We start from the raw sequence: 25,361 nt of genomic DNA on the forward strand, positions 1-25,361 counted from the left end.
GGTCGGCGCACCGGGCGGCGTCGGCTGCCCGGGCTTGGCCGGCGACTGCGAGGGCTGGGCGGGCTGCGAGGGCTGCGCCGGGGCCTGGGTGGGCTGGGCCGGTGCGGCCGGCGGGGCGGCGGGCGGCGGGAGCGGCTCGTTGGGCTTGGCCTTGAGCAGCTTGTCCAGCGTCCAGAAGCCCTTGGCGGCGGCCGGGAGGGCGTAGTCCTTCGCCCACTTCTCCCAGTCCTCGAACTTCCACTTCTTCAGGTCTTCGAGGTTGGCCGGCAGCCCGATGTTCGGCGCCGCACCCGCACCCGCTCCCGCCGTGACGGCGGTGTCGGCCGAGCTGTTGTCCGGGCCGCAGGCCGCGGTGGTGAGCAGCGTCAGCGCGAGCGCCGAGGCGCCGAGCGCCGTCCTGGCAGCGTGCGCGGTGCGACGGCGCCCGCTGTTTCTGTCAGAAAATGACATGAATTTGTGTTCCCCCTGTGTGAAAAACACCCGGCGCCGCCGGAGCGGCACCGGGTACTGCGCGGGGGAGTATTCCACTCTCCGTCAGGACGGCGGCCACCCGCCCCCGTCAGCGGCCGACCGAACCGTCCAGCAACTCCCGCAGGATGTCGGCGTGACCGGCGTGCCGGCCGGTCTCCTCGATCATGTGGACGAGCAGCCAACGCATCGACGGCGCCTCGGCGTTGGGCCGCAGCGAGCGCACGCCGGGCAGGTCCGGCCGGTCCGCCGCCGACACGATCACCTCGTTGGCCCGGGCGATCGCCTCCCGGTACGCGGCCACCGATCCGGCCACCGTCTCGTCGCCGGGCGAGGGCGCGTCGTCGTCCCACAGCTCGACATCGTCGCCCCGGTAGGCCCAGAGGAACCAGTTGAGTTCGACGGCGGTGAGGTGGCGCACCAGCCAGAGCAGGCTCGTCCCGGAGGCGACGCCGGGCCGACGGGCGTCCTCGTCGGACAGTCCGTCGGTCTTGGCGATCACACAGGTGCGCAGGTAGTCGAGGAAGGTGAGCAGCGTGGTGTGCTCGTCGGCGTTCAGCCCCGGCGGCCGGAGGTCGGCCTGCACGGGCGCGGGGGCGTCGGTGTTCTCAGTCACCCGGCCACCCTAGGACGCACCTTCCGGACCGCACCTGCCGGACCGTCACCAGCCCTGGGCGTGCAGCCAGTCGGCCAGGTGGCGGGCGCAGTCGTCGACCGACTCCCGCCAGGAGTGGGCGGCGCCGTCGCCCGCCTCGTCGCTGACGTGCTTGACCAGGCGGACCGGCAAGCCGGCCCGGTGGGCGACCGTGGCGACGGCGTAGCCCTCCATGTCCACCAGGTCCGCGTGCTCGGCGAGGCGGTCGCGGGCGGCCGGGTCGGAGACGAAGAGGTCGCCGGTGGCCAGGACCGGCCCGTCGCCGCCCTTGCCGACGACCAGCGGCGCGCCGTAGGTGCGGCCGGTGAGGGCGTACAGGGTGGGGGTGTCCAGGTCGTGCTGGATCACCTGGGTGACGGTGTGGGTGCCCTCCCAGCCGGGGCGCAGGGCGCCGGCGGTGCCGAGGTTCACCACCTCGGAGGGGTGCCGCCCGCCGGCGAGGACGGTGGCCAGCGCGGCCGCGGCGTTGACCTTGCCGATGCCGGTGAGCAGCACCGGAAGGCGGTCGCCGAGGTGGGCGGCCTCCTCCCGGACGGCGACGACGAGCAGCGGACGGTCGGCGGAGATCGTTCCCAGAAGGCGCATGGCGCCATCGTACGAAGGACCGCGCGCCGGGGCCGACCCGCACCGTTCGCGCCCGGGGAGCGCGTCCCACCGGCGCACACCGCCGCGGACACCCCGGCGCGGACGCGACTCCCGCACAAACGGACCCCGATCCTCCGGTCAACTCGGGAACCGCGTAGGGTGCGTGCCGCGTCGACCCGTTCGCCGCACGGCCCGAGGGGGGACCCGGGCCCGGCGGGCGAAGCAGGGACGGACAGCTCAAGATCCGCGCAACTCGGGTGTGGCCGCGGGGAGTGACGGCCATACTGCTGGCAACGGCCGGGCCCCCGAGACGGGGGGGCGGGCCACAGGGGAGGGGGTGGCTGGTGGCGACACCGGTACGCACGGAGGGGCCGGGCGCGCACACGCCGCGTCGGCCCGCGGGTACGGTGCCGGCCCAGCGACGGGCCGGCGGCACGGGGGCGGTGGTCCTGCCGACCGGGCCGCTCGCCCGGCTGGGGCGGGCCACCCGGACGGCGCCGGGCCGGCTGCGGCTGGCCGGAGCGCTGCTCGCGGTGCTGACCCTGGCGTTCGGCGCGCTGACCGCCGTCCAGGTGAACTCCCGGGCCGCGGCCGCGCAGCGGGTGGTCGACAACAGCCAGCCGCTGAGCCAGGCGGCCGCCGACATCAACCGCTCGCTGGCCGACGCGGACGCCACCGCCGCCACCGGCTTCCTGCTGGCGGGCGCCGAACCGCGGACCGTGCGGGAACGCTACGAGCAGGACCTCAGGACGGCCTCCCAGCTGATCTCCGAATCCGCCTCCCGCACCCCCGCCGCGTCGCCGCTGCGGGAGGTGCTCTCCAAGCTGAACCAGCAGGTGCCGGTCTACGCGGGGCTGGTGGAGACCGCCCGCGCCAACAACCGGCAGGGCTACCCGCTCGGCGGCGCCTACCAGCGGTACGCCTCCGAGCAGATGCGCACCGTGCTGCTGCCGGCCGCCGCACAGTTCTCGGCCGCCGAGAACGCGCTGCTGGCCGAGGACATGAAGGCCGCCCGGGCCACCCCGTGGGCCGGGTACGCGCTCGGCCTGCTGGCACTGACCGGACTGGTCTGGGTGCAGATGGCGCTGTTCCGGCGGACCAACCGGGTGTTCAACATCGGGCTGGTGGCCGCCACCGCCGCCGTCCTGGCCGCGGTGCTGTGGCTGACGGTGGCCGCGACCGGCGCCGCCTCGGCGCTGGCACGCGGCGAACGCGAGGGCGGAGCACCGCTGCGGGCGCTCAACTCGGCCCGGGTGGACGTGCTGACGGCCCGCCTGGCGGAGAACCTCCACTACGTGGCGCGCGGCTCCAGCGGCGTCTACGCCGACCTGTGGTCGAAGACCACGGAGCACCTGTTCACCTCCGACCCCGGGCGCGGCACCGGGCCCGGCACCCTGGTGCAGGCCCAGTCGCTGGCACCGCCGGCGGCCGAAGCCAAGCTCGCCCAGGCCATGGCCGACTACCAGCGGTGGCGCGAGCGGCACACCGCCGCGAGCAGGCTGGAGAGCGACGGCGACTACCAGGCCGCGCTGGACGCCACCGTGACCGCCCGGGAGGCGGACGCGCCCAACACGGCCGAGGCCGCGTTCGCCGCCGCCGACCGGCAGCTCGCCGACGCGGCGGTGCTGGAGGAGGGCGAGTTCCGGGACGCCGCGCTGGGCGTCGACAAGGATCTGCGCACCGCGGCCGCGGCGATCGCGGTGCTGGGCCTGCTGGCCGCGGCCGCGGCCCTGCGCGGCCTCGGCCGCCGACTGGCCGAGTACCGGTAGAGGGGGGACGGAAGCATGGTCACCAACACGAACGCGAACACGAGCACGAACACCGGTCGGAACCGGGGCCCGGGCCGGGCGGCCGCGCTGCGCGGAGCCCGGACGGCGGCGGCGCTGGCACTGCTGGCGAGCGGCGCCCTGGTCCTGGGCGCGGGCGGGCCGCGGGAGTCCTCCCCCGCGGCCGGCCCGCGCCAGGTACCGCTGGCGGCGCAGCAGGAGCAGGCCGGGCAGTCGGAGCAGAGCGGGCAGGCCGACTGCGACCTGTACCGCAGCGTCCCGGCGAGCAGCGAGGACGGCCCGGCCGTGAAGGCGATCAAGGCCAAGCGCAGCCTGGTCGTCGGCATCGACCTGAACAGCTACCGGTGGGGCTCGCGCAACCCCAACACCGGTCAGGTGGAGGGCTTCGACATCGACCTCGCCCGGGCGATCGGCACCGCGATCATGGGCGATCCGGAGAAGGTCGTCCTGAAGGCGGTGCCGACCGCCGACCGGATCAAGTTCATCCAGGAGGGCCGGGTCGACATCATCGTCCGGACCATGTCGATCACCTGCGAGCGGTTGGAGCAGGTGGCCTTCTCCCGCCCCTACTTCACCACCAGCCAGCGGGTCCTGGTGCCGAGGTCCTCCCCCGCGAAGACCATGGACGAGGCGCTGAACGGCGCCACCGCCTGCGCCGCCTCCGGCTCCTCGGCCGAGGAGGAGCTGAAGACCCGTCCGGTGAAGCAGCTCGTCACCGTGCAGAACCACCTCGACTGCCTGGTGCTGATGCAGCTGGGCAAGGTCGACGCCACCATGACCGACGACGGGCTCGCGGCCAGCCAGGCCGCGCAGGACCAGACCGTCCGGGTGCTCGACGGCGAGGTCCGGCCGGGCGTGATGGGCATCGCGATGCTGAAGACCAGCACCGATCTGACGGCCCGGGTGAACCAGGTGCTCAACGACTACTACACCGGCGGCAGCTGGCGGCGGGCGTACGACACCTGGCTGAAGCCCTACCTGCTGGACGACGCCGACCGGCACTGGCCGACGCCCCGGTGACGGGAGCGGCGGGCCGCACTGACGGTTCCTTGACGACCGGGCCCGGCCCGGCAGCAGGGGCGCGCGCTAGGGTCGGGGCGGATTCCCCGGGCGCCGGAACCGGCCGCCCGGGAACCACGGAGCACCGAACACAGCAGGCGAGGGAGGGGAGGGAACGATGGCGGCTTCGGCCGGCCCGGCACTGAGCCGGGAGGAGGTGGACCGCGCGCTGGCGCGCCTCGGCGCGGAACGCGACGCGGTCGAGTCCGCGCTGCTCTCGCTCCAGGACCACCCGGGCCTGCGCCTGCTCGACGGCGCCGGACTGACCGGGCGGACCCAGGAGCGCTGGTCCGTCGTCGGACAGGGCCTGCCGCTGCTCTGGGCGCTGTTCGACCGCTACTCGGAGGCGCTGGCCTCGGCCCGCGCGGTGCGGGCCCGCAAGGCCAGGCCGGGCGGGCCCGAACTCGCCGAGCTCAGCGAGCTGCTGACCGGCGACGCGGTCACCGTGCCCGGCGGCGCGCCGGACGGCCCGCAGCGGCTCGGCGCGCCCGCCCGGCTGGTCGAGCGGGTCAGCCTGGACGAGCTCATGGAGCGGATGAACTCCTGGTACGCCACCGTGCTGGAGGTGGTCTCGGCGGCCGACGCGGTCTGGACGGCGCTGCCGGCCCGGATCGATCTGCTGATCGCCGAACTGCGCCGGGTGCAGACCCTGGCGGCCTCGCTCGGCGTGCGCTCCGGCACCCACCCGCTCGGCGACGACCTGGAGGCGCTGGACGCCGACCTGCAGGGGCTGCGGACCGAGGTCCGCGCCGACCCGCTCGCCCTCTGGCGGCCCGCCAGGGTCCCGGCCCAGCGCGGCACGGTGCCGGACGGCGGCGCCCCGGGCCTCCCCTCCGGAGTGGTGGACACCGAGCGCTTCGACCGGGCCGGGCGGGCGCTGGACGGCGTCCGGCAGGAGCTGGAGAACCTGCTGCGGCTGCGCGACGACGCCGAGGAGCGGCTGCAGGGCGTCGGCGACCTGCTCCAGCGGGCCGACGCCACCCTGGCCGAGGCCCGGCGGGCGCGCGGCGAGGTGCTGGCGAAGATCGCCGCCACCGAGGTGCCGGCCGTCCCCGGACCGGCCTCGGCGCTGCGGGAACGGATCGTGCTGGCGCTGGACCTGCGGCAGAACGGGCAGTGGTACCGGCTGGCGCCACTGCTCGACGCACTGGAGGACGCCGCCGCCAAGGAGCTGGCCCGGGCCCGGCAGTCGCTCACCGAGGTGACCCAGCCGCTGGCCGTCCGGGCCGAACTGCGCGGGCGCCTGGACGCGTACAAGGCGATGGCGGCCCGGCTCCGGGTGGCCGAGGACCCGGAGGTGCTGGAGCGCTACGAGAAGGCGCGCTGGCTGCTGTGGAGCGCGCCGTGCGACCTGCGGGCGGCGGCCGGCGCGGTGGCCCGGTTCCAGCAGGCGCTGCGACCGGCGCCGGGCGAGCCCGGGGCGGGCGCGGGCGCGGCGGAGCCGGGCGGGTCGGGGTACGACGGCACCGGGTACAGCGGTGCCGGGTACGCCGCGGCCGGGTACGGCGGCGCGGTGCAGGACGGGATCGAACGGTACGGGATCGGGCGGGGCGGGGCGGCGGCCGGCGGGGAGCCGGCCGACGGACAGGCTGTCGACGGACGGGTACAGGGGGGCTGACGGTGATGGGCGAGACGTGCGTACGACCGGAGTGCGGCACCGGGACGATCGACGCGGACGGCTACTGCGACGAGTGCGGTCTCGCCCCGGCGAGCAGCACCTCGACGCGTACGGGCACCGGGTCGGCGCCTGCGGGCACCGGATCGAGCCGGACCGGGACCGGTCCGGCGACGGGCACCGGCACGGCGACGGGCACCGGTCCGGCGACGGGGACCCGCGGCGGGACGGCCGCGGGCCGGAGGTCCGCCGCCGGACCGGGTGACCCCTGCCCGCGCGACTGCGCCGGGATGATCGACCCCGACGGCTACTGCGACGAGTGCGGCCTCGGCGCCGCCTCGGCCCCCCTGACCGGCGGCGGCCTCGACAGCGGCCAGGCCCGCAGCTCCTCCGTCCGCAGCTCCTCGGTCCGCAGTTCCTCGGTCCGCAGCGGTTCGGCCCGTTCGCTGTCCGGCCGCTCCCGCTCGCACCGCTCCACCCGCACCGGCAGCAGCCGCTCGGTCTCGGTGCGCAGCAGCCGCGGCAGCAGCTCCGCCGGCCGGCACCGGCTGGGCGCCGGCCTGGTGACGGTGCCGACCGTCCCGGCCGCCGATCCGTCACTGGCGGTCCTGGAGAACCCGGAGGTGCCGGAGCGCAAGCGGTTCTGCTCCAAGTGCGACACCCCGGTGGGCCGGGACCGCAACGGCCGGCCCGGCCGCCCGGACGGCTTCTGCACCAAGTGCGGCACCCCGTACTCGTTCACCCCCAAGCTGCGCCGCGGCGACCTGGTCGGCGGGCAGTACGAGGTGGTCGGCTGCCTGGCGCACGGCGGGCTCGGCTGGATCTACCTGGCGGTCGACCGGCGGGTCAACGACAAGTGGGTCGTGCTCAAGGGCCTGCTGGACACCGGGGACGAGGACGCCCTGGCGGTGGCCGTCGCCGAGCGCCGCTTCCTCGCCGAGGTGGACCACCCGAACATCGTCCGCATCATCAACTTCGTCGAGCACCCGGACCTGCGGACCGGCGCCACCGACGGCTACATCGTGATGGAGTACGTCGGCGGCAAGTCCCTGAAGGACATCGCCAACGAGCGCCGCCTCCCGGACGGCCGGCGCGACCCGCTGCCGGTCGAGCAGGCGATCGCGTACGGGCTGGAGGCGCTGCCCGCGCTGGGCTACCTGCACTCCCGGGGCCTGGTGTACTGCGATTTCAAGATCGACAACGTGCTGCAGAGCGGCGACGCGCTCAAGATCATCGACATGGGCGCCGTCCGCCGCCTCGACGACGACGGCCCGATCTACGGCACCATCGGCTACCAGGCGCCCGAGATCGCCACCGACGGCCCCTCCCCCGCCTCCGACCTGTACACGGTGGCCCGCACCCTGGCCGTGCTCAGCTTCGACTTCCAGGGCTACTCCACCACCTACCGGGACACCCTGCCCGGCCCCGAGTCGGTCCCGGTCTTCGCCGCCTACGAGTCCTACTACCGCCTGCTGGTCCGCGCCACCGACCCGGACCCGGCCCGCCGGTTCGGCTCCGCCGAGGAGATGGTCGACCAGCTCACCGGCGTGCTGCGCGAGGTGCTCGCGCTCCAGGACGGCCGGGCCCGGCCCGCGCAGTCCACCCTGTTCGGCCCCGAACTCCGGGTCGTCGACACCGAGCTGGTGGCCACCACGGTGCGCCCCGGCGAACTGCGGCTGACCGCCGTCGACCCGGCCGCCGCCGCGCTCGCGCTGCCCGTCCCCCGGGTCGACCCGGCCGACCCGAACGCCGGCTTCCTCGCCACCCTGCTGGCCGCCGACCCCACGGAGGCGCTCACCGCGCTGGACGGCGCCCCCACCGACTCGGTCGAACGGCGGCTGCGGGCCCTGCGCGCCCTGCTCGAACTCGGCCGGCCGCACCAGTCCGCCGAGGCGCTGGCCGCACTGGAGAAGGACCACCCGGACGACTGGCGGGTGGTCTGGTACCGGGGCCTGGCCTCCCTGGTCACCGCCGCCGACGCCGACGCCGATGCCGGAGCCGGTGCCGGAGCCGGTGCGGGCACTGCCGCGGGCGCCGGTGCCGGTGCAGGTGCCGGTGCCGGTGCCCCCGACGGAACCTCGGCCCGCGAACGGGCCCTGCGCGCCGCCGCCGAGGCCTTCGACGCCGTCTACGACGCCTTCCCCGGCGAGGCCGCCCCCAAGCTGGCCCTCGCCGTCTGCGCCGAACTCCTCGGCGACGGCGGCGACGCGGCCGAGTTCTACCGCCTGGTGTGGAGCACCGACCAGAGCTACCTGAGCGCCGCCTTCGGGCTGGCCCGGGTCCGGCTCGCCGAGGACGACCGGGCCGGCGCCGTCGCCGCCCTGGAGACCGTCCCGGCCACCTCCAGCCAGTACACCGCCGCCCGGATCGCCGCCGTCCGGGCCCGGCTGCGCGAGCGGCCCACCACCGACCCGCTCGGCGCCGACCTCGGCGCGAGCTCCGAGCAGCTGACCGCACTGCGCCTGGACGACCGCCGCCGCGAGGAACTCGCCGTCGAGGTACTCGGCGCGGCGCTCGGCTGGGTCACCGCCGGTTCCCCCGGGGGGACCGGTGCGGGCCCGGCAACGGGCGAGGTCAGCGTGCTGGGACGGCCCGCGGTGGAAAGGGAACTGCGGTTCGCCCTGGAGCAGTCCTACCGGGTACTCGCCCGGTTGGCCGACCGGGCCGAGACCAGGATCGAGATGGTGGAACGGGCCAACCGGGCCCGTCCCAGGACGTGGGTGTAACTGATGCCGCAGCAGACCGTGTGCCAGAGCTGTGCCGAGCCGATGGACCCGGAGGACGTCTTCTGCGGGTCCTGCGGGGCCGGCCGGGACGGCCGTCCCGCCCCCGGCGCGATGCCGGCCGGCTGGTCCGCCGCCCGGCCCGGCGGCGGGGAGGACCACCCGCCGACCCTGCCCAACACCCCCTCCGTGCCCACCCAGGCCGACCGGAGCGCGGTCGCCTGCGCGCACTGCGGACTCCACCAGGTGACCCCCGACGGCTACTGCGAGGCCTGCGGCCGCGCCCAGCCGCGCCCCCGCGACCACATGGAGAAGGCGCTGGCCGGCGTCGCCGGCGTCAGCGACCGGGGCCTGCGGCACCACCGCAACGAGGACTCCTTCACCATCGCCGCCTCCTCGCTGCCCGGCGGCGAACCGGTCGTGGTGGCCGTGGTCTGCGACGGCGTCTCCTCCTCCGACCGGCCCGACCAGGCCTCCGAGACCGCGGTCGACGCCGCCTCCGAGTCGCTGCTCAGCTCGCTGGAGGCGGGCACCGACCCGACCCGGGCGATGCGCCGGGCGATCGCCGACGCGGCCGACGCGGTGGCCGCCCTCGCCACCGACGGCACCCGGCCGCTCCGGCCCGACGTCAACGCCCCGGCCTGCACCTACGTCAGCGCGATCGCGTCCGGCGGCCGGATCACCATCGGCTGGGTCGGCGACACCCGGGCCTACTGGATCCCCGACGACCGGGTCGCCGCCGAACCGTTCCGGCTCACCCAGGACGACTCCTGGGCGGCCCGGATGGTCGAGGCCGGGCTGATGGGCGAGGCCGAGGCGTACGCGGACCCGCGCGCCCACGCCATCACCGGCTGGCTCGGCGCGGACGCCGAGGAGGTCGTGCCGCACACCCTCGACTTCACCCCGCACGTGCCCGGCGTGCTGCTGGTCTGCACCGACGGCCTGTGGAACTACGCCGAGGCCGCCACCGACCTGGCGTACTACGTCCGGCCGGACGCCCGGACCGAACCGCTGGCCGCCGCGCAGTCGCTGGTGAAGTTCGCCGTCGCGGCCGGCGGGCACGACAACATCACCGTCGCCGTGCTGCCGATCGACCCGCGCCCGGCGGCGGACACCGGGGAGGACGCCCGGACCGCGACCGCGCTGGACCGCGCTGGACCTGCCGGTGATCACCGTGACCGGCGCGGCGTTCGGGAGCGACGCGGCGGACGAGGAGGAGGACCACGCGCCGACCCTGCCGGACATCCCGGTGATCGGCTCGGCCGCCGCCCCGCTGCCCCCGGTCCCGCCGCCGCCCGCCGTGCCGCCCCGCGTCCGCCGACCCGCCCACCGACCCGCCCGCACCGCCGGGGCCCGCGCCCCCTCGGCGCGGGCCCCGGTGCGCAGTCCACGGCGGGCCGCCCGAGCGACCCGCACCGAACCGCAGGCACCGGGCCCCGAACCACCCGCCCGGGCCGCAAGCACCGAGCGACCACCCGCGCCCCGTCCCACCGGCGCGGCCACCACCCGCGCACCATCCGACGATCCGACGGGAGCCACCGGCCCATGGCAACACTGGCGAAGCCGAACCTGCCCAGGTTCGATGTGGAGATCTTCCAGAACGAGTACCTCGCGGACGGCGCCCGCGAGGTGAACGCCATCGTCACCGTCACCGCGACGGGCGGCGGCACTTCGGGCGGCCGCCCGCTCGGCATCACCGACGCCTCGGCGGGCGGCGACGGGCAGTCCGCCGCCGTGGTGATCCTGGTGGACTGCTCCGGCTCGATGGACTACCCGTCGAGCAAGATGCGCGGCGCCCGCGAGGCCACCGCCGCCGCCGTCGACACCGTCCGCGACGGCGTGGCGTTCGCCGTGGTCGCCGGCACCCACGAGGCGCGCGAGGTCTTCCCCGGCGACGGCACCCTCGCCATCGCCTCGCCGGAGACCCGGGCCCGGGCCCGGGAGTCGCTGCGCCGGCTCACCGCGGCCGGCGGCACCGCCATGGGCAGTTGGCTGACCAAGGCCGACCAGCTCTTCCTCACCCGCCGGGACATCCCGATCCGGCACGCCATCCTGCTCACCGACGGCAACAACGAGCACGAGACCGCCGCCGAGCTGGAGCGCGCGATCGGGCGGGTCAGCGGCCACTTCACCGCCGACTGCCGGGGCGTCGGCACCGACTGGAAGGTCGAGGAGCTGCGCAAGATCGCCTCCGCGCTGCTCGGCACCGTCGACATCGTCCCCGAACCCTCCGGCCTGGCCGAGGACTTCCGCTCGATGATGGCCGGCGCGATGGGCAAGCAGGTCGCCGATGTCGCCCTGCGGATCTGGACGCCCGCCAACGCGGTGGTGAAGTTCGTCAAGCAGGTCGCCCCCGCGCTGGAGGACCTCACCGGCCGCCGGGCCGAGGCCGGACCGAGGGCCGGCGACTACCCGACCGGCTCGTGGGGCGACGAGAGCCGCGACTACCACGTCTGCGTGGAGGTCCCGTCCGCGGCCGTCGGCAACGAGATGCTGGCCGCCCGGATCAGCCTGGTCCTGCCGCCCTCGGTCGCCGGGGGGACGCCCGAGGTGCTGTCCCAGGGTCTGGTCAAGGCGGTCTGGACCGACGACCTCGCCTCCTCCACCCGGATCAGTCCGCAGGTCGCCCACTACACCGGGCAGGCGGAACTGGCCGCGGCGGTCCAGGAAGGCATGGAGGCGCACCGCGCCGGGAACGTCCATCTCGCCACCGCCAGGCTGGGCACCGCCGTCCGGATCGCCCACGCGACCGGGAACGACGGCACCTACAAGCTGCTGCAGAAGGTGGTGGACGTGGTGGACCCGAAGGAGGGTACCGTTCGGTTCCGTAAGAACGTGAGCGAGGCCGACTCGATGATCGTCGAGACCCGGTCGACCAAGACCGTCCGCGTGAAGAAGTGACCGCCGAAGCGCCGACCGGGTCGCGAACCGGCCGGGCCCAGCCCCGGCCGAGCTGGAATTGAGGGGGGACCTGATGCCGATCTGCCCGAGGGGCCACGAGTCGCAGGCCGAGGACTGGTGCGACTTCTGCGGATTCCCGATGACACCGCCGCAGCCGCTGCCGCCGCCGCCCGGCGCGCACCCCGGTGCCCCGGGGGCGCACGGGGCACACGGCGCGCCGTACGGTGCCACGCTCCCCCCGGGCGCGATGCCCCCGCCGCCGCCCGGCGCGATGCCGGCGCCGGGTTCGATGCCGCCGCCCCCGCCGCCGGCCCCGCAGGGCTTCCCCGACCTCACCGAGGGCCTGGTGATCTGCCCGATCTGCCGCAGCCCGCAGACCGGGCGGTTCTGCGAGGAGTGCGGGTACGACTACGACCTGTCCTCCCCGCAGCGTGCCCAGCAGCCGCCGTTCCCGGCCCCGGGACCGCCGCCCGCGCCCGCCCCGCTGAACATCCCGGCGGCGTACGGCTACCCGCCGCCCGCCCACGGGCAGCAGGGCGCGGCGCCCGGCCCGGTCGAGGCGCCGCCGTACGGACCGCCGGCCGCCGAGGCGCCGTACGGACCTCCTGCCGAGGCGCCGTTCGGCCCGCCGGCCGAGGCCCCGTACGGGCTGCCGCCCGCGCACCCGGAGCCGCAGCGGCCGCCGGTCCCGCGCGAGGACTCCGGCCCGGTCTACGCCCAGCCCGGACCGGCCCGGCGCGGCGACGAGTTCGGCACCTCGTTCCACCTGGCCCCGCCGGTGCCCCCGCAGGCCGAGCAGCCGCCGGCCCCGGCCGCCGAGCCGGTGCGGACCACCTGGTTCGCGGTGATCGCGGCCGACCGCCAGTACTTCACCGACATGATGGCCCGCAGCGGTCCGGAGGCGGCCGGGCTGTTCTTCCCGCCGTACTGCCCCGAGCGGCGGATCCCGCTGACCGGGCGCGGCCAGCTGCGGATCGGCCGGCGCAGCCAGCACCGCGGCACCGTGCCGGAGATCGACCTCTCGGTCGCGCCGGAGGACCCGGGCGCCTCGCACCAGCACGCCCTGCTGGCCGAACAGCCGGACGGCACCTGGGTGCTGGTCGACCAGGACTCCACCAACGGCACCACGGTGAACGGCGGCGCGGAGCCGATCTCCCCGCACACCGCGATCCCGCTGGGCGACGGCGACCGCGTCCACATCGGCGCCTGGACCACGATCACCCTGCACCGCGCCTGAGCGGGTGCGGACGGCGGCGGGCCGGTGCGGTCCCGGGTCTCCCGGGCCGCACCGGCCGTCCCAGGGTCACAGCTCAGTGACACCTTGTAAAAATGATCATCAAATGATGCTTCCACACCTCCCCGTAGTGCTCACGCAGCCCTACCCTCAGTCGATATGACTGCTGCAATATCCGCCGACGGTATCCGTCAGCGGTACGGGGACGTACAAGCCGTCGACGGAGTGTCACTCACCGTCGAAACCGGCGAATTCTACGGAATCCTGGGCCCGAACGGCGCCGGGAAGACCACCACACTGGAGATCCTGGAGGGGATCCGCAAGCCCGACGAGGGCCGGATCGAGCTGCTGGGCCTGGCGCCCTGGCCGCGCAACCCCAAGCTCCTGTCGCGCATCGGCGTCCAGTTCCAGGGCTCCGCCTTCTTCAACCGGCTCACCGCCCGGGAGACCATCCGCACCTTCGGCTCCTTCTACGGCGTCGGCCCCAAGCGCGCGGACGCGATGCTGGAGCGGGTCGGCCTGACCGAGTCGGCCGGGGTGATGACCGACAAGATGTCCGGCGGCCAGGCCCAGCGGCTCTCGATCGCCTGCGCCCTGGTCCACGGACCGGAGCTGGTCTTCCTCGACGAGCCCACCACCGGCCTCGACCCGCAGGCCCGCCGCAACCTCTGGGACCTGCTGCGCGACATCAACGCCGAGGGCCGCACCGTCGTCCTGACCACCCACTACCTGGACGAGGCCGAGGTGCTCTGCGACCGCGTCTCGGTGATGGACCACGGCCGGATCCTGCGGACCGGCGCACCCGCCGCGCTCATCCGCGAGATCGACGACACCGTCCGGATCAGCGTGGAGTCCGGGCAGCTGCCCATCGACACCGCGCGTGAACTGCTCGCCGCCGCCGGGGCGGAGATCACCTCGCTGGAGGACGACGGCGTCTCGCTCTCGCTCTCCACCCGGCTGCCCGCGCCGGTGCTCTCCGTGCTGGCCGACCGGGGCGCCCTCCGGGGCCTGGAGGTCCGCGGCGCCACCCTGGAGGACGTCTTCCTCCAGCTCACCGGACGGGAGTACCGCGCATGACCGCCGAGCCCACCACGGCCGCGCCCGCGCAGGCCCCCGCCCCGGGCGGCACTCCCCCGGCCGAGCGCGAGCGGGTCTCCGCCTTCGCCAGCCTCTCCCGGGTGATGATCGTCGCCTTCCTGCGCGACCGCAGCGCGCTGTTCTTCGTGCTGCTGTTCCCGCTGATGTTCCTGATGCTGTTCGGCACCCTGCTCAAGGGCGCCTCCAGCCCGCACGCCAAGGTCGAACAGGTCGGCGCCGTCCGGGTGCTGGACTCGGTCCAGGGCGAGGCCCGGACCGGCCTGGAGCAGGTCCTGACCATCACCAAGGGCGACGACGAGGCCGCCGCGCTGGAGAAGGTCCGCAAGGGCGACCTCGATGCCATGATCAAGGAGGGCCCGGACGGCAAGGTGGTGGTCCGCTACAGCGCCGCCGACCAGGTCCGCTCCGGCTCCGTCCAGGGCATCGTCAACTCCGTGGTCCAGCAGGCCAACCAGGCCGCCACCGGCAAGCCCCCGGCCTTCGTCATGGAGAGCAGCCAGGTCGAGGACGGGTCGCTCAAGCCGATCCAGTTCCTCACCCCCGGCCTGCTCGGCTGGGCGGTGGCCACCGGCGCGGTGTTCGGCGCCTCGCTGACCCTGGTCGGCTGGCGGCAGAAGAAGGTGCTGCGCCGGCTGCGGCTCGCCCCGGTGAGCGCCGGTTCGGTCATCTCCTCCCGGGTCGCGGTCTCCGTCCTCACCGCACTGGCCCAGACGACCGTCTTCCTGGTGGTCGCGACCACGCCGTTCTTCGGGCTCAAGCTCACCGGCGACTGGTGGCTGATCGTCCCGCTGGTGGTCTGCGCGACCATCGCCTTCATGTCGATCGGCCTGCTGGCCGGTTCGATCGCCAAGACCGAGGAGTCGGCGAACGGCATCTCGCAGATCATCGTGCTGCCGATGTCGTTCCTGTCCGGCTCGTTCTTCCCCACCGACGACATGCCGGGCTGGCTCAAGGTGATCTCCGAGGCGCTGCCGCTGCGCCACCTGGTCACCGCCTCGCAGTCGGTGCTCTCCCGGGGCGGCGGCGTGATGGACGCGCTGCCGACCATGGGCGGCCTGCTGCTGTTCGCGGCCGTGCTGACCGGCATCTCCTGGAAGCTGTTCCGCTGGGAGGACTGACCGCCCGCCCCTCCCCCGGCCGGCCCGCGCGGGGTCGTACGCCTCGGGTCCTGGTCCCCAGGTCCCGGTGTACGGCCCCGCCGCCGTCTGCGACCATGGTCGGGTGAACGAGATCCGGCGTGGCGCGCCCAGCGAGGAGACCTTCTTCGAGCAGGTCGGTGGCGAACCGACCTTCCGGCGGCTGGTCCACCGGTTCTACCAGGGCGTCGCGGAGGACGAGTTGCTCCGGCCGATGTACCCCGAGGAGGACCTCGGGCCGGCCGAGGAGCGGTTCACGCTCTTCCTCATGCAGTACTGGGGCGGCCCGCGCACGTACAGCGAGCAGCGCGGCCACCCCCGGCTGCGGATGCGGCACGTGCCGTTCAAGGTGGACCGCGCGGCGCACGACGCCTGGCTGAAGCACATGCGGGTGGCCGTGGACGAGCTGGGCCTGCCGGCGGAGGCCGAGCAGCAGCTCTGGGACTACCTCACCTACGCCGCCGCCTCGATGATCAACACTGAGGGCTGACGGGGGCCTTGGCCCCGCGTCCGCCTGCGGCGACTACGGCAGGGATCCAAGAGCCAGCCCCTAGGAGGGGCGGACCGGGCTGAGGCCCAGGCCCGCGCCGGGCGCCGCCGCGGTGCGGAGGGCCACCGAGCCCGCCGGGGCGGAGAGCCGCAGCCAGCCGCCCGCCCGGTGCACGGTGAGCGGGGCGACCGGGTCCAGGAAGCCGATCACCCGGGCCGCGTGGGCGGCGCGCAGCGGCAGTTCGGGCAGTGCGGTGAGCGGGCGGGACCAGATCTCGTCGGCCAGCGCGTCGAGCACCGGACGGGTCCGGTGGTGCGCCGGGACGGCCTCGCTGCGCTCGCGGAACTCCCGTACGGCGGCCATCACTTCGCCGTACACCTGGGCGGCGGGCGGTTCGCCGACCGGCCGCCAGCCGGTGCGCGGCGGCAGCAGCCCGGCCCAGGCCGGGCCGGTGACCGGTCCCGGCAGGGCGAGGGTGTTCGCCCCGGTGTCGACGCCGTCCAGCAGCTGCCCGGCCGAGACGGTCAGGTCGACCGGTGCGTCGAGCCCGGCCAGCCGGGCGGTGCGCACCGCCAGCACGCCCGAACCACCCAGCGGCAGCCGCCCGAAGACGGCCAGCACACCGCTGCCGTCCGGTTGCGGCACGCCCTGCGACCGGACCGCCGCCGCCCGGTCGAAGCGCAGCAGTCGGACCAGGAAGGCGGCCAGGTCGGCGGCCTCCCCGGCGTCGGCGAGGGAGAGGGTGGCGGTGCTGTTCAACGCGGCGGCTCACATCCGGGGCATCGGGCGGGTGGAACGGTCGGTCGGAGGGTGCGGGCGGCTGTTGGTCGGCCGGGTGCGGTCAGACCGCGACGGCCGGCTCCTCGTCCACGAACCGCGACAGGAACTCCCGCTCCACCGGGCTTATCCGGCGCGGCCGGCCCTCGGCCAGGTCGTAGGGGACGACCACGGTCGAGGCCCGGACGTAGACCGTCTCGGTGCCGTCGTCGGCGGTGTCCTTGATCTCGTAGGAGACCGTCAGCGAGGCGACGCCGATCCGGGTCACCCAGGTCTCGATCGTGACCGGCTCGGGCCGGTGCACCAGCGGGCGCTTGTAGTCGATCTCGTGGCGCGCCACCACCGAACCGCCCGCGAACTCGCCGGCGCCGGCCTCGGCGGCCTGGGTGAACATGAAGTCGATCCGGGCCTCCTCCAGGTAGCGCAGGAAGACCACGTTGTTGACGTGCCCGAAGGCGTCCATGTCGGACCAGCGCAGCGGGCAGGCGTAGATGTGGCGTGACACGGGTGTTCTCCTCGACGTCCGGTGCCCGCCGGCGTTGGGTGCCGGTCGGGCCGCGGCCCGGCAGGCCCGCCCCCGGTGGGGCGGATCTGCCGGGCCGTCGTCATGGCTGACTGTCAGCCGCGGGTCAGCTTCTTGTAGGTGGCCCGGTGCGGACGGGCCGCGTCGGAGCCCAGCCGCTCGACCTTGTTCTTCTCGTACGAGTCGAAGTTGCCCTCGAACCAGAACCACTTGCTCTCGCCCTCGTAGGCGAGGATGTGGGTGGCCACTCGGTCCAGGAACCAGCGGTCGTGGGAGATGACCACGGCGCAGCCGGGGAACTCCAGCAGCGCGTTCTCCAGCGAGGAGAGGGTCTCGACGTCGAGGTCGTTGGTGGGCTCGTCGAGGAGCAGCAGGTTGCCGCCCTGCTTCAGGGTGAGCGCCAGGTTCAGGCGGTTGCGCTCACCGCCGGAGAGCACGCCGGCCGGCTTCTGCTGGTCCGGGCCCTTGAAGCCGAACGCCGAGACGTAGGCGCGGGACGGCATCTCGACCTGGCCGACGTTGATCCAGTCCAGACCGTCGGACACGACCTCCCAGAGGGTCTTCTTCGCGTCGATGTTGGCACGCGACTGGTCGACGTAGCTGATCTTGACCGTGTCACCGACCTTGACCGAGCCGCTGTCCGGGGTCTCCAGGTCCAGGAGCATCTTGAACAGGGTGGTCTTGCCGGCGCCGTTCGGGCCGATGATGCCGACGATGCCGTTGCGCGGCAGGGTGAAGCTGAGGTCGTCGATCAGGACCTTCTCGCCGAAGGCCTTGTTGAGGTTCTCGACCTCGATGACGACGCTGCCCAGACGCGGGCCCGGCGGGATCTGGATCTCCTCGAAGTCCAGCTTCCGCATCTTGTCGGCCTCGGCCGCCATCTCCTCGTAGCGGGCCAGACGCGCCTTGGACTTGGCCTGGCGGCCCTTGGCGTTGGAGCGGACCCACTCCAGCTCTTCCTTGAGCCGCTTGGCGCGCTTGGCGTCCTTCTGGCCCTCGACCTTGAGCCGGGACTGCTTTGTCTCCAGGTACGTGGAGTAGTTGCCCTCGTACGGGTAGGCGCGGCCGCGGTCGAGCTCGAGGATCCACTCGGCGACGTTGTCCAGGAAGTACCGGTCGTGGGTGACGGCGACGACGGTGCCCTTGTACTTCTCCAGGTGCTGCTCCAGCCAGTTCACCGACTCGGCGTCCAGGTGGTTGGTGGGCTCGTCGAGCAGCAGCAGGTCGGGGGCCTCCAGCAGCAGCTTGCAGAGCGCGACCCGGCGCTTCTCGCCACCGGAGAGCTTGGTGACCGGCCAGTCGCCGGGCGGGCAGCCCAGGGCGTCCATGGCCTGCTCCAGCTGGGCGTCCAGGTCCCAGGCCTCGGCGTGGTCGAGGTCCTCCTGGAGCTTGCCCATCTCGTCCAGCAGGGCGTCCGAGTAGTCGGTCGCCATCAGCTCGGCGATCTCGTTGAAGCGGTTGAGCTTCCCCTTGATCTCCTTGACGCCGTCCTCGACGTTCTCCAGGACGGTCTTGGACTCGTCGAGCGGCGGCTCCTGGAGCAGCATGCCGACGGTGAAACCGGGCGAGAGGAAGGCGTCGCCGTTGGAGGGGTGCTCCAGGCCGGCCATCATCTTCAGCACGGTGGACTTACCGGCACCGTTGGGGCCCACGACGCCGATCTTCGCCCCGGGGAGGAAGCTGAGCGTCACGTCGTCAAGGATGACCTTGTCGCCGTGCGCCTTGCGCACCTTGCGCATCGTGTAGATGTATTCCGCCACGTGAGATCGCTCCGGCGTCGTCGGGAGATATTCGGCTTGCAGCCTTCCATTGTGCCGCACCGGAACGGGAGCCCCGAACGGCTGCTCCCCACTCGGCACCCGCCCGCCCCGCCGCGGTGTCGTCCGGACGCGCAACGGCCCGGCTCCCCGCACACCGGGGAGCCGGGCCGTTACGGGCGGTTCGGCGCCCGGTACTCCCGGGTCAGTGCCCGGGTCCTACCGGATCGGCCTCAAGCAGGTGCCTCGGGCCGGTGCCTCGGGCCGGTGCCTCGGGCCGGTGCCTCAGGCGGCGTTGCCCTGACGGCGACGGCGCAGCAGGAAGACCGCGGCTCCGCCGGCCACGACCAGGCCACCGGCGACGGCGGCGATGACCGGGGTGGCGTCGCTACCACCGGTCTGGGCCAGACCGCCGGTGGTGCCGGGGGCGGTGCTGGTCGGCGCCGGGTGGGCGGCCGTGGTGGTGGCCGAGGCGGACGGGGTCGCGCTCGGGGTGACGACCGGAGCCGCGGTGGTCGGGGCCGCGGTGGTCGGCGCCGGGGTCGACGGCTTGGTGCTCGGCGTGGTGGCCGACGGGGTCGGGGTCGGGGTCGGCGTGGTCACACTGGTGTTCTTGCAGTCCAGGATGCCCTTGAAGTTCTTGCTGAAGCCGTTCGGGCCGGTGACGGTGATGTCGTAGGCCGTGTCCTCGGCGACCGGGACGATCACGGTCTCGATCTTGCCCGGCTGGACGGTGATGTCCTTGCCCGGCTTCACCGAGACGGTGGCGGCCTCGTCACCGCCGTTGGCGACGGAGACCTTGACGCCGTTGGACACGCACTCGACCACGGCGCTGCTGTCGACCAGCGGGCCCTTGGCGGCCTTCCAGGTCGCCTTGGCGGCGTCCTTGACTGCGAGCTTGGTGGAGCCCGCCAGGATCATGGTCTGGCTGTGCTTCTCCGGGGTGTAGCCCTTGCTGAGGAAGACGCGGCCGCTCGGCACGACAGTCTCCGCGTTGGCGTTGATGCTCGCGGTGCCGTCCGGGGTGCCGGCCGGGACGTCCAGCCACAGCTGGGTGTCCTTGGCGATCGGACCGGCCAGGTCGGAGACCGGCTTGTTGTCCTTGTCGACCAGCTTGACCTTGTCGGCGGCGTCGCCGGCGAGCGCCAGCTTCACCTCGTTGGCGCTGGAGTTGAGGGTGAACGGGCCGAGCTTGGTGCCCGGCTTGCCCGACACCGAGTCCGGGGTGAGGCTCAGCGAGGGCTTGGGCTCGGCGGCGATGCCCTTGTTCTTCTCGCTGACCAGGTAGTCGCGGAGCTGCTTGGCCTCGGCGTCCACCGGGATGGCGTTCTTGCCGTCGGAGAACTTCCAGATCGCGGCCTGGGTGCCGGCGGCGGCGTCCTCCTTGGTGAGCTCGCCCTTGACGCCGGCGTCGGTGGCCAGCTTCTTGAGGTCCGTCACCTGCGGGTAGGAGTTCTCCAGGATCCAGCGGATCTTGGAGGCGTCCTGGGCCTTCTCCGGGCGGCCGAGCGAGCTCGACTTCCAGTCGGACTCGCGGTACTCGATGGCCTTGGTGATGTCGACCGGGTGGTCGATGTCGATGCAGTACGTCTTGATCTCGCCGTCGGCCGTCTTGAGGGTGAACAGCCCGCCCTGGATCGAGTGGCTCCCCTCGATGGCGATCTCCTCGCTCATCAGGGTCGGCTGGACCACCGCCGTGACGCCGCCGCCCGGCTCGTCGGCCGCAGCCGCCGCACCGGCCGCGAACAGGCCCCCGGCCAGCGCAGTGCTGGTCGCGAGCATGACAGTGGTTATGCGGGGAAGCGCCCGCCCCTGCCTCTGGAACATCTTGGGATCCCTTCGGGCCGGGCCATGCCGGTGGGCAGCCCGCCTTGCTTGCCGCGCCCCCTGTGGCGCCGCTTCACGATGTGAACCAGACGAATCCTATGGAGCCCCGGAGGTCCGGAAACCCCCATGCGAAATTAGGACGATTCCGTATCTGGATCGTTATCAACCCTCCCACTATCCACACAAGCTGACGGGTAGCCAGAATTACCGGATCATTCCGCTAACCGGAACAGGATTGCGCGTACGGGCGCAACGACCGTCTCGATTCACGTATTTGTCGACAGTCGGACGACCCGTCGGACACCCGGCGGGCCGCTAGGTGTCACCCCCGCTTTCCCCCTCGGCCGCCGGCCCGTCGCCGCCCGCCACCGCCTGCCGCCCCCTCAGGGCGTCCACGATCCACCCGGGCACCGCCTCGCCGAAGGCCGCCCCGGCGCCGCCGCCCACCTCCTCCGGCACCCCGCCCCGACCCCCCGCCGCCCAGCTGAACCTGGACGTGCCGCGGCTCAGATCGTGCCCGACCGACCGGGCGTCGATCTCGACCCGACTGCGCTTCACCTCCCCCTCGGCCCACTCCCGGACCCTCAGCCGACCGCTCACCACCACCGGGTCGCCCTTCGCCAGCGAGTCGATCAGATGACCCGCCAGCGACCGCCACGCCGTGACCGTCAGCCACTGCGTCTCACCGTCGACCCAGACCTCCCGCGCCCGGTCGAAGCGCCGCTCGGTGGAGGCCAGCCGGAAGTTCGCCACCGGCACCCCACCGGGCGTCAGGGCGTACGTCACCTCCGTGGCGACATTCCCGATCACCGTCACCTGGGTACCGTTCACAGCCACACTCCGTTCTCCTTGTTGCACCGTACGGAATCGACCGGCACACCCGGAGAGTGCGCTTCTCGGGAAATCCGCGCAGCAGAGTTCGGAAATCCTGTGGACAAATCGGGCCTGTGGAAAACCACTGTCGCCCACAGGGGTGAATTTCAGCCTTTGTACGACCGCCGCACCCTCGTTCTGCGCGGCCATGACAACAAACCGGGGGCCGCACACGGCCCCGGACACCCCCAGGGGTGGCCGTGCCGACCGTCCGCGCACGTCATCCGACCGAAGGAACCCGAATACGGCCCCCCACCCGCGCCGATGCCGCCCCCGGCCACGGCGCTTTCTCCGTGCCGAATCCATAACGGGTGGGCAGACAGCCCCGTAACGAGTGCACAACGTCCGGCGCCGAAGACCGCCAGACCGCTGCACGCACGGCGTTCACCTGCGATTATCGGACCGCTCCACCGAGGCCGACACACCAACGGCGGTGTCGTAACACCCGGCCGAGGAACGGGGCACCCTTATCCTGTCCCCTGACAGGGCAGGGACCCGCCACCCCCCACACCCCATCCTCAGGTACGGGGACGGACAGCGGGCGCCGCGCGCCCACCGCCCGATCCCGGCAACGGTCACGCCCTCCCGGGCGCCGCCCGTCCCGCCCCCATAGCTCAGCGGATAGAGCACCCGCCTTCTAAGCGGTAGGTCGCAGGTTCGAATCCTGCTGGGGGCGCCACACACCTCGCGACGCCGTCCCGCCGGGCAGTTCGCGTATTACCCGTACCGGTCAATTGCGGACGCCCCGCCGAGCGGCCGACCGCCTTCGGCACCCAGCGCGCATAACCCGTGACCATGCGTGTCATGCACTCTCCGAAAAGTCCCCGCCGGGGAATTCCGTTGCCGTAAACACCGGCACCGAACAGCCGCCGCCGGCGGCCCGCCGTCAGACCGCGGCCAGTCCCGCCAGATAGGCGTCCAGCAGTTCCACCTGCCGCTCCGCGGGGAACTCCCCCGGAGCGAACAATGCCTGCACCACCAGCCCCAGCACGAAGCTCTGCGCACCCGCCGCGAGCCCCTCCGCCGCGGGCCCGGCCGGCAGCTCCCCCAACCGCTGCGCGTCCACCACACACCCCGCCAGCACCCGCCGCGAACGCGCGTACCGCGCCGCGTGCGCCTCCGCCAGCTCCGGATCCGCCAACGCCACGTCCCAGGAACCGACCCAGATCCGATTGCCCGCCCGACCCGGCCCGTCCAACGGCAGGATGTCCAGCAGCGCCGCCCGCAGCCGGGCCAGCCCCGCCGGCGGCGGCGGCCCCCCGTCCGCCGGCACCAACCGCCGCGGCCGCTCCAGCGAGCGCCGGTCCAGCAGCTCCAGCGCATGCGCCACCAGCGCCTTCTTGCTGGGGAAGTAGTGCGTCAGCAGTCCGGTGGTGGCCCCCATCTCGGCGGCCACCGCACGCAGCGTCAGCGCCTCGAAACCCCGGGTGGACAACACCCGCCACACCGCCTCCGAGACTTCGGTCCGGCGGGCTTCGTGATCTCCACGGGCGGGCGTCATGGGGTTATCTTACGTACCAAACGTTTGTTACGCATGACGCACCGATCCGACCGACCCTCGTTGCGAAAGGCACGCCCATGTTCGCCGTCCCCCTCTCCGAGAACGCCGAGCTCCGCCCGCTGGAGCCCTGGCAGGCACCCGAGTACCTGGAGCACATCGAGCGCGGCCGCGCCCACATCGATGCCTGGATCAACTGGGCCGGCCTCGCCACCGACCTGGACTCGGCCCGCGCCATCCTCCAGCGCTACGCCGACCGGCAGGCCGCCGACACCGCCCGGCTGTACGGGATCTGGCTGGACGGCACGCTGGTCGGCGGCGTGATGTTCGTCCAGTTCGACCCCAAGGGCGGCACCTGCGAGATCGGGGTCTGGACCGAGCCCGCCGGCCAGGGCCGGGGCCTGATCAGCACCGCCGTCCGGCACCTGATCGACTACGCCTTCACCGTCCGCGGCATGCACCGGATCGAGTGGCACAACAAGCCGGACAACCTCCGCAGCCGGGCGGTCGCCCAGCGGATGGGCTTCACCCTGGAGGGCGTGCTGCGCGAGAGCTACCTGCACGACGGCCGCCACCAGGACGGCGAGGTCTGGTCCCTGCTCACCCACGAGTGGAAGCCCCAGGGCGCCCCCACCGGCTGAGCCCTGACCTCACCGGCTGAGCCCGGACCACGACGGCGGGGCCCGGTGGACGACTCCACCGGGCCCCGCGCCGCATCCGCCCTCAGACGGCCCGGGCCCGCTCCCGCTCCCCGCGCTCCGCCCTCGGCCGCAGCCGCAGCGCCACCAGCAGGGCCAACACCATCACGCCGGCCGCCGACAGGAAGACGGTGTCCACCGCGTCCACGAAGCCCGCCACCGCGTGCTCCCGGGCCGCGCCGGTCAGCCGGCCGATCGCGCCCAGCGGCAGCCCGGGCTCGGCCGCGGCGAACTCCCGGGCCAGCACGGTGCCGAAGACGGCCGCGCCCAGCGCGCTGCCGAGGGTCTGGAAGAACCGGACGCCGGTGGTGGCCACCCCCAGCTGGTGCGCCGGGGCGGCGGCCTGGACCACGGTGATCAGGTGCCCGATCAGCTGGCCCAGCCCCACGCCGAGCAGCAGCAGCTCGGCCCGGACCAGCCACAGCGACGTCCCCGTCCCGCTCAGCCCGAGCAGCAGCAGCGCGGTGGCGGAGCAGACGGCGCCCGTCACCAGCACCGCGCGGACCGACACCCCCGCGGACCGACACCCCCCGGGCCGTCAGCCGGTTGATCACCAGGCCGACCACGGTCATCCCGACCGCCATCGGGATCAGGTAGAGGCTGGCCGAGGTCGCGGCGACACCCCGGGCGACCTGGAGGTAGAGCATCACGTACATGATCGCGCCCATCATCCCCATGCCGACCAGGCCCTGCAGCGCGAAGCCGATCCGGATCTCCGGGATCCGGAACAGCGAGAGCGGCAGCACCGGTTCGGGGGCGGTGGCCTGACGGCGGAGGAAGAGCACGAACACCAGCACGGTGGCCGCGGCCAGGCCGAGCAGCTGCGGGGAGGTCCAGCCGTAGGTCCGGCCGCCCCACTCGGTGATCAGCAGCAGGCCGGTGGCGAAGGCCGCGGCCAGGGTCGCGCCGAGGAAGTCCAGCCCGCGCCGGCCGGTCCCGGCGGGCAGCCGCAGCACCAGCACGGCCCCGGCCAGGACGGCCAGGCCGATCGGCAGGTTGACGTAGAAGATCCAGCGCCAGTTCAGGTGGTCCGCGAGCAGCCCGCCGATCAGCGGGCCGACGGCCATGCCGCCGCCGGCGACGATCCCGCCCGCGCCGCCCCCGCCGCTGCCGTCCTCCTCCGGGTCCTTCAGCTGGGCCATCACCACCATGGTCACGCTCATCAGCCCGCCCCCGCCGATGCCCTGGACCGCCCGGAAGGCGATCAGCTGCTCCATCGAGCCAGCCGCCCCGCAGAGCGCCGAGCCCAGCAGGAAGGTGCCGACGGCGCCGATCAGTACCCGCTTCGCCCCGTAGAGGTCGCAGAGCTTGCCGTAGAGCGGCAGCAGCGCGGTGGCGGCCAGGGCGAACGCGCTGACCAGCCAGGGCAGTCGGTCGACGCCGTGGACCGGGTCGAGGTCCCGGACGATCGGCACGGTGGCGGCCGACACGATGTTCATGTCGAGCACCGCCAGCACGATCGTGACCAGGCAGAGCACCATGCCCAGCTTGCGCTGCGACTCGGTCATCAGCGCCACCGCGGGTGCGGTCGGCGCCGGGGCGGTCGGCGCGGTCGGCGCCGGAACCGTCGGCGGTTCGGTCGGCGGTTCGGTCGCCGGAACGGTCGGCGGTGTCGTCACGGCCATCGGAAGTCCCCCCTGGGATCGCGGAGTCCGGG

Annotated in this window: 20 protein-coding genes, 1 tRNA gene and 2 pseudogenes; 13 read left to right on the forward strand and 10 right to left on the reverse strand. The window is 73.7% G+C overall.

Features of this window, described 5'->3' with window-relative positions; translation table 11 throughout:
* From VR45_RS09545 to VR45_RS09555, 3 genes and pseudogenes are all read right to left on the reverse strand, one after another.
* Positions 1–450, reverse strand: a pseudogene (locus tag VR45_RS09545) (hypothetical protein); the annotation flags it as partial.
* 109 nt (positions 451–559) lie between these two features.
* A complete protein-coding gene (locus VR45_RS09550; RefSeq protein WP_078896368.1) occupies positions 560–1,084 on the reverse strand; it encodes a DinB family protein in 525 nt (174 codons plus the stop codon).
* Between the two features lie 45 nt (positions 1,085–1,129).
* Positions 1,130–1,708, reverse strand: coding sequence for a nucleosidase (locus tag VR45_RS09555; RefSeq protein WP_045939246.1), 579 nt, complete (start codon positions 1,706–1,708; stop codon positions 1,130–1,132).
* 407 nt (positions 1,709–2,115) lie between these two features.
* Between VR45_RS09555 and VR45_RS09560 the strand changes: the two genes are divergently transcribed.
* From VR45_RS09560 to VR45_RS09600, 11 genes and pseudogenes are all read left to right on the forward strand, one after another.
* On the forward strand, positions 2,116–3,477 hold the full coding sequence (locus VR45_RS09560; RefSeq protein ID WP_045939247.1) for a hypothetical protein: 1,362 nt from the start codon (positions 2,116–2,118) through the stop codon (positions 3,475–3,477).
* 15 nt (positions 3,478–3,492) lie between these two features.
* Entirely contained in the window at positions 3,493–4,515 is a 1,023-nt protein-coding gene (locus VR45_RS09565; RefSeq protein ID WP_045939248.1) for a glutamate ABC transporter substrate-binding protein, read from the forward strand.
* 157 nt (positions 4,516–4,672) lie between these two features.
* The gene (locus tag VR45_RS09570; RefSeq protein ID WP_234325902.1) at positions 4,673–6,172 is read left to right on the forward strand and encodes a hypothetical protein; all 1,500 of its coding nucleotides are present in this window, start codon (positions 4,673–4,675) and stop codon (positions 6,170–6,172) included.
* Between the two features lie 73 nt (positions 6,173–6,245).
* The gene (locus tag VR45_RS48465) at positions 6,246–6,434 is read left to right on the forward strand and encodes a hypothetical protein (protein ID WP_234325903.1); all 189 of its coding nucleotides are present in this window, start codon (positions 6,246–6,248) and stop codon (positions 6,432–6,434) included.
* Positions 6,435–6,459: 25 nt separating this feature from the next.
* Complete coding sequence (locus tag VR45_RS09575) at positions 6,460–8,895, forward strand: serine/threonine-protein kinase (protein WP_234325904.1); 2,436 nt, start codon at positions 6,460–6,462, stop codon at positions 8,893–8,895.
* A 303-nt stretch (positions 8,896–9,198) separates the two neighbouring features.
* A pseudogene (locus tag VR45_RS48470) lies at positions 9,199–9,873 on the forward strand (protein phosphatase 2C domain-containing protein); the annotation flags it as partial.
* A gap of 564 nt (positions 9,874–10,437) precedes the next feature.
* Complete coding sequence (locus tag VR45_RS48475; RefSeq protein ID WP_045939269.1) at positions 10,438–11,793, forward strand: VWA domain-containing protein; 1,356 nt, start codon at positions 10,438–10,440, stop codon at positions 11,791–11,793.
* Between the two features lie 73 nt (positions 11,794–11,866).
* The gene (locus VR45_RS09585; RefSeq protein WP_045939250.1) at positions 11,867–13,030 is read left to right on the forward strand and encodes an FHA domain-containing protein; all 1,164 of its coding nucleotides are present in this window, start codon (positions 11,867–11,869) and stop codon (positions 13,028–13,030) included.
* Positions 13,031–13,186: 156 nt separating this feature from the next.
* Positions 13,187–14,104 carry an ABC transporter ATP-binding protein gene (locus tag VR45_RS09590; RefSeq protein WP_045939251.1) on the forward strand — a complete coding sequence of 306 codons (918 nt, stop codon included), beginning with the start codon at positions 13,187–13,189 and terminating at the stop codon, positions 14,102–14,104.
* On the forward strand, positions 14,101–15,243 hold the full coding sequence (locus VR45_RS09595; protein WP_078896370.1) for an ABC transporter permease: 1,143 nt from the start codon (positions 14,101–14,103) through the stop codon (positions 15,241–15,243). The genes VR45_RS09590 and VR45_RS09595 overlap by 4 nt, the downstream gene beginning before the upstream one ends.
* A 103-nt stretch (positions 15,244–15,346) precedes the next feature.
* On the forward strand, positions 15,347–15,751 hold the full coding sequence (locus tag VR45_RS09600) for a globin (RefSeq protein WP_045939271.1): 405 nt from the start codon (positions 15,347–15,349) through the stop codon (positions 15,749–15,751).
* 60 nt (positions 15,752–15,811) lie between these two features.
* Here the strand turns inward: VR45_RS09600 and VR45_RS09605 are convergent, their stop codons facing one another.
* From VR45_RS09605 to ssb, 5 genes are all read right to left on the reverse strand, one after another.
* Entirely contained in the window at positions 15,812–16,510 is a 699-nt protein-coding gene (locus VR45_RS09605; RefSeq protein WP_045939252.1) for a hypothetical protein, read from the reverse strand.
* 82 nt (positions 16,511–16,592) lie between these two features.
* A complete protein-coding gene (locus VR45_RS09610; RefSeq protein WP_045939253.1) occupies positions 16,593–17,033 on the reverse strand; it encodes a thioesterase family protein in 441 nt (146 codons plus the stop codon).
* A gap of 113 nt (positions 17,034–17,146) precedes the next feature.
* Complete coding sequence (gene ettA, locus VR45_RS09615; RefSeq protein ID WP_078896371.1) at positions 17,147–18,811, reverse strand: energy-dependent translational throttle protein EttA; 1,665 nt, start codon at positions 18,809–18,811, stop codon at positions 17,147–17,149.
* A 282-nt stretch (positions 18,812–19,093) separates the two neighbouring features.
* Complete coding sequence (locus VR45_RS09620; protein ID WP_052708965.1) at positions 19,094–20,590, reverse strand: Cys-Gln thioester bond-forming surface protein; 1,497 nt, start codon at positions 20,588–20,590, stop codon at positions 19,094–19,096.
* Between the two features lie 360 nt (positions 20,591–20,950).
* Positions 20,951–21,472: a single-stranded DNA-binding protein gene (gene ssb / locus VR45_RS46785; protein WP_052708966.1), complete on the reverse strand. Its 522-nt coding sequence runs from the start codon at positions 21,470–21,472 to the stop codon at positions 20,951–20,953.
* 639 nt (positions 21,473–22,111) lie between these two features.
* Between ssb and VR45_RS09630 the strand changes: the two genes are divergently transcribed.
* Positions 22,112–22,187 (forward strand) — tRNA-Arg (locus tag VR45_RS09630).
* Positions 22,188–22,394: 207 nt separating this feature from the next.
* On the opposite strand, the gene VR45_RS09635 is transcribed toward VR45_RS09630, so the two are convergent.
* Positions 22,395–23,009 carry a TetR/AcrR family transcriptional regulator gene (locus VR45_RS09635; RefSeq protein WP_199925920.1) on the reverse strand — a complete coding sequence of 205 codons (615 nt, stop codon included), beginning with the start codon at positions 23,007–23,009 and terminating at the stop codon, positions 22,395–22,397.
* 77 nt (positions 23,010–23,086) lie between these two features.
* Here VR45_RS09635 and VR45_RS09640 point away from each other — a divergent pair, with 77 nt between their 5' ends.
* Complete coding sequence (locus VR45_RS09640) at positions 23,087–23,647, forward strand: GNAT family protein (RefSeq protein WP_045939256.1); 561 nt, start codon at positions 23,087–23,089, stop codon at positions 23,645–23,647.
* Here VR45_RS09640 and VR45_RS09645 read toward each other — a convergent pair.
* Positions 23,560–25,329 (reverse strand): MFS transporter, encoded by a 1,770-nt coding sequence (locus tag VR45_RS09645; RefSeq protein ID WP_353612674.1) that lies wholly within the window; start codon positions 25,327–25,329, stop codon positions 23,560–23,562. The genes VR45_RS09640 and VR45_RS09645 overlap by 88 nt on opposite strands.
* Between the last annotated feature and the right edge of the window lie 32 nt (positions 25,330–25,361).

The sequence above is a fragment of the Streptomyces sp. NRRL S-495 genome, assembly GCF_000966955.1.
GTDB classification, from domain to species: Bacteria; Actinomycetota; Actinomycetes; order Streptomycetales; family Streptomycetaceae; genus Kitasatospora; species Kitasatospora purpeofusca.